1 protein-coding gene is annotated in these 5570 nt (G+C 50.8%); it reads right to left on the reverse strand.

Annotation, left to right across the window (positions count from 1 at the left end; all coding sequences use genetic code 11):
• A partial coding sequence (locus D515_RS25070) for an Ig-like domain-containing protein (protein ID WP_152442439.1) occupies window positions 1-5570 on the reverse strand: 5570 nt, incomplete at both ends.

Below are 5570 nucleotides of genomic sequence, written 5' to 3' on the forward strand. Positions count from 1 at the left end.
CCGTAATTGACCCAGAGGTCTTTGGTGTTGAAGTCAGAGCCTTCGGTGGCCGAGCCGCCATAGGCATCGATAAACACACGGGTAGGGGTGGTGGACTCATTGCTCAGCGTGATGGTGACAGAAGCCGCCTCGCCTTCATTCACAGATGTACTAGACACACTGGTGACTTTCGGAATGTCGGCGTCATCAGTGATGGTGGCTGTAGAATTAAGGGTAACCCCTCCAGTCCTAACAGTCAGGGTGTATTCTTCATTCCCATCAAAAACATTGTCATTGAGGGTAGCGATTTGCACCTTGAAGTTGGTTTCACCTGCAGGCACCGTCACTGTAAAGTTATTACTTTCCGAGACGGGTATTGTCTGGCTTTGACCATTGATAATCACCGTAATGGAAGTGCCGTCAAAATCCGAATTATGCGTAGCGCTATCACCGAACAGCTGCAACACAACCGGTCTGTCAGTGGTGCTGGCGTTTGATAAGTTGACATCAAAGGTATGAGTGCCTCCTTCCGGTGCAGTATCAACGGTGATGCTTTCTGGAACTGGAGCATCTTCGACATCGGTAATAGAAGCGGTAGCTGCCTTGCTCGTGCCATTTGCCGCCGCGGTTAGCGTATATCGCTCGTTTCCTTCAAAGACATCGTCATTGATGGTGGCCACTTTGACCTCGAAGCTGTTCTGACCAGCTGGTACGGATACGTTGAAGGTGCCGTCGCTGGCGACGGATACTGTCTGGGTGGTGCCATTAATCACCACAGAGACACTGCTACCACTGAAGTCAGTGCCTTTGGTGGCATTGCCACTGGCCAGAGTCATGTTGACAGTGGTGGCTGTGGTGCTGGTATTGGACAGGCCGACTGTAAAGGTGTTTGTGCCGCCTTCGGCTACGCTGTCTGCCGTGACACTCGTGACTTTCGGGATATCAGCAGTATCGATAATCAGAGCTGTTTCAGACTCAACCCATTCCTGTTGGCTTGTGACAGCCCCCAGAATTTTGATGGTCTCGTTACCCTCGTAGACATTATCATCGATGGAACGGGCAAAAATTCTAACGCTGTCGTCCCCACTCGGTACGGTGATATCAACTTTCCAGCCGTTCGACTCGTTGAGTTCGTACTGTGTCCACGAATCGTCATCGTTCCAGACCTGAATGATGCCAGCGTAGTCGGAGCCAAACTCAGCTTGGTGAGTACTATCATCAAAACCGACAGTAACAGTGCTCTCGGAGGTGGAAATATTCGTCAAATTAAGAGTCCAGCCCACCCAGCCATTTTCTATGCCATTTTGAAGGTGGGTAATGCTGGAAACTTCCGGAATGCTTGCGTTTCCGTTTATGGTGACATTTGCGCTATCTATATCGCCATCAGCATCTGTGACCTGATAATTAAAGCTAATCTCACCATAGTATTCGGTGTTGGAGACGAAGCTCATGCTGCCATCGCTGGCGATCACGACATTGCCATTGTCTACCGCAATGGTCTGCGCTCCACCGGTCAGGGTGACACCATTAATCTGTGTGACTTCCAGTCCGCCGTCTGGTGCGAGATCATTGCTTAACAAGTCTAAAGCGACACTGTTATCAGTGCCCAAGGTAAACTCATCGTTGATCGCATCAACCGCATCATCTTCTGGCTTGACGGTGAGGTAGACGGTCGCTGTATCACTTTTTCCCTGCCCATCACTGATGGTGTAAGTGAAACTGGCGGGACCGTTGTAATTGGATGTCGGTGTGAACGTAATGGTGCCGTCAGGGTTGAGGATGACTGAGCCATTTTGAGGATCCTGCACGGAGACTATGGTGAGGGTATCACCGTCTGCATCGGTGTCATTCACCAGAAGATCAGTGGCATTAAGGACGAGAGAAGTGTCTTCGGACGTGCTGATGGACTCATGGGCGGTGACAACGAGGTCATACTCAGAAGCAGTGGCCCCCACCAATTTAACGTCAACCCATTCAGTTGCTGGCACCTGACTGCCACTTGGGTAGATGACACCGTTGGCGTAGAGGGTTCCGGTGCTGTATGTCACTGTGTAGAAGCCTGACGTGACTGTAACGTCAGTGCCAATGGTAAAGTCGCCAGTACTGCCTTCAGGGTAGGCTACAACTTTGTTGCCATTTGCATCAACGCTGGCGATGTAAATGCTGTAATCACCACCATTAGCACTAGAGTCGGTGCCGAGATATGAAATCGTATAAGCTCCATCATCTCCGACAGCGACAATATCGAAGTTCAGGTCATTTTTGTCTTCTTGTTGGCCTGTAAATGTAAGCTGTTCCCCATCTTTTGTGCCGTCTGCATTGTACTTTTGGGTATGAACGTCATAGTTGCCAGCATCGTTGATACCACTCCAAACAATAACATAGTCGCCATTACTGCCAACGCCTATGACTTTCGCTGGTCCGTGACCTCCGGGTGTTTCAAGTTTACTTACAGCTTGATCTTTAGAGCCGTTGGCATCGAAATGTTGGATATAAGTTTGCCATTGCCCACCTTCTATACCACGCCAAACGACAACAAAATCCCCGTCTGTGCCAACGTTTGCTATTGACGGCAAACTATTTCCAGATGTACCAGCCAAGCTCAACGTTTGGGTAGAATTGGTAATAGGTAGATTGGTGCTCTCATCCAATAAAGTGAGTTTTACAACACCGCCACTAGAACCGACAATCGCGTACTTGCCGTCACCAACACTGATGACATTGGTCTCTAGGTCACCGACACCATCCGTACCGCCAATATTGAGCGTTTGCGTGCTGCCAATTTTGTCACCGTCTGGAGACAGCATGACAGTGTTGGTGGCGGTTGCCGTTGACCCCTGATTCCAGGAAATGACGTAGTTACCATTATCTAAAGTCGTAATTTCGACCTTTGCTTCAATGGGGTAACCATTGGAATTAGCAGAAACTGACCCGACAACTGTTGGTGAGCCTATTTTGTTGCCACTGGTATCGAGTACCTGTTTGTACAAAGTGAAATTGTTTTGCCAAACAATGACGCTAGTATCACCAGAGTGTTCTGACGTGACAGTTCTTAGTTGTGATGAACCAAGATCCATGATGGGTCCAGTGGTGGCACCACCGTGATCATCGGGGTTTGCGTAAACGACTTGAGCGTAAGAATGGGTATTTAAGGTAGCGTTGTTGTTGTAACCCGTCCATGTGACAAGCATATCGCCACTATCATTGAGTTGGGTGACTTGTGGTGACTCAATTTTGTCCCGACCACCAAGAATAACTTTGTCACCTTTCGGGGTGCCATCCGCGTTAAAGGTTTGGAGAGCGACTTTGTTATTACCATAATAATTTGTATCCCACGCACGCCAAACAACGGTATAGCTGCCATCTGCGTTAGTCGTAGAGATGTAGGCAGAATCATCGACTCTATTTGTTCCGAACCCTTCAAGTATTGTGGTATCAACGGTCGGACCGGTGTAGCCAGTCGTTATTGCTCCTGCATCGACCATGGTTGTTGAATCGTCGATGGCATCTGGAGCTGCATTGGGATTAACAACCGATATGTCTACAGATGCGGTATCTGTATCTCCATCAGCATCTTTAACTTGATAGTTGAAACTCACGTCACCAATGTAACCCGCAACAGGCTGAAAGCTCATTGAACCATCTGAGGCAATCACAACGTTTCCGTTATCCACGGCAATGCTTTGCGAACCTCCTGTGACTTGCACACCATTAATGTGTGTAATGGAGAGGCCACCATCTGGTGCTGAGTCATTCCCTAAAAGGTTTAGGGAAATAGAGCTATCTTTGTCTGTCGAGTAAGAGTCGCTGACAGCATCAACCGCGTCGTCCACTGCGGTTACCGTCATTGTCAGGGTTGCGCTATCACCAGAATTGGTTGTGTAAGTCACCTGTGGAACACTGCCACTCCAATCTGCAACAGGTGTAAAGGTGTAGCCGCCATCGGCGTTCAGTATGAATGTTCCGATGCCAGTTATCGTCGCTGTTTGTCCAGCAGTAAAAGTGGTCGAAACACCCGTAACGGTGAAGCTGACAACGCTGGTATTACCAAGATCGTTAATCAGCACATTACCGTTCAGGTTGGTATCTTCCTGGGCTGAAGCTGAATCGGCGAGTGCTTGTGTCACAGTTGCTGAGTCTGAAGCGGAACTAGAGACATTTCCTGCTGCATCTGTTTGAGTGGCTGCAACAGACACTGAACCTCCGGCACTAACAGTTTCTGTCCAAGAAATGACCCCGTTGGTGTAGGTGTAGCCCGTTGCATCACTACCATCTGCAAATTGCAGCGTCCCATTATCTAGCAGAAGGTTGACAGTGTTTGATGTGCCATTGTTATCGATGCTAAGAGTAACTATGCCACCGGCAGAGAGCTCGTCATGATCGACTGCGACTGAGAGCTGAAGATTATCATTGCCTTGTTCTGCAGTGTTGGCGAGACCATCGTCATTTGTGTCATCTACGATCGAGACTATCGGGGACTCTGGGGCCGTGAGATCAACGGTAAGCTCGTTAACTGTTACATCTGAAGTGGTGTTACCCGCCGTGTCATAAACGACTGCAGTAACGTCATAGGTACCTTCTGCCAAGGACTCTGCATCGGCAACCTCAATATTCCAGTTGCCGTCAGCATCTACTGGAACATCTTCATAGGTGACGCCATTTAGCGTTACGGATAAAGATTCCCCGTCCCCCAACGTCGCAGTACCAGTCACAACAGGAGTGATGTCATTGGTCACCAAGGCGTCGATAGTCGCTGCGGTAGGGGCTGTGGTATCCAGAGTAAAGCTGCTTGTATTGCTGCTCTGTGAGACGTTACCAGCCACATCAGTGACCGTGGCGGTGACGGAATAATCCCCGTCCACAAAGCCGTCAGTATCAGACAGGATGTCGGTGGACACCGTCATCACGATCGTATCGGTGCCGTTCCAGTCTGAAGGGATCAGGGTATCCACGGATTCAGTGGTGCCGTCAGGTTGGGTAACGGTGAGGGTGATAGTGTCACCGGCCAGCGTGCCAGTCGGTACGGCTACACTGACCTGCACGCCATCACTGGCTTCTGCTTCACTGACGCCATCGGTGGCTTCAGCAATGGTCAGGACTGGGGCTTCATCCGTGCCGCCCGCACCGGTGCCTTCGCCGGCAGCGGTAGTATCCAGGGTAAAGCCGGCAGGGGTACTGGCCTCAGAGACGTTGCCGGCCACATCGGTGACCGTCGCCGTGACGGAGTAATCCCCGTCCACAAAGCCGTCAGTATCAGACAGGATGTCGGTGGACACCGTCATCACGATCGGATCGGTGCCGTTCCAGTCTGAAGGGATCAGGGTGTCGACGGTTTCAGAAGTGCCGTCAGGTTGGGTGACGGTGAGGGTAATGGTGTCACCGGAGACTGCGCCAGTCGGTACGGCCACGCTGACCTGTACACCATCACTGGCTTCGGCCTCACTGACGCCATCGGTGGCTTCAGCAATGGTCAGGACTGGGGCTTCATCCGTGCCGCCCACACCGGTGCCTTCGCCGGCAGCGGTGGTGTCCAGCGTAAAGCCGGCTGGGGTACTGGCCTCGGAGACGTTGCCGGCCACATCAGTGACCGT

The organism is Grimontia indica (genome assembly GCF_000333895.2).
Lineage (GTDB): Bacteria > Pseudomonadota > Gammaproteobacteria > Enterobacterales > Vibrionaceae > Enterovibrio > Enterovibrio indicus.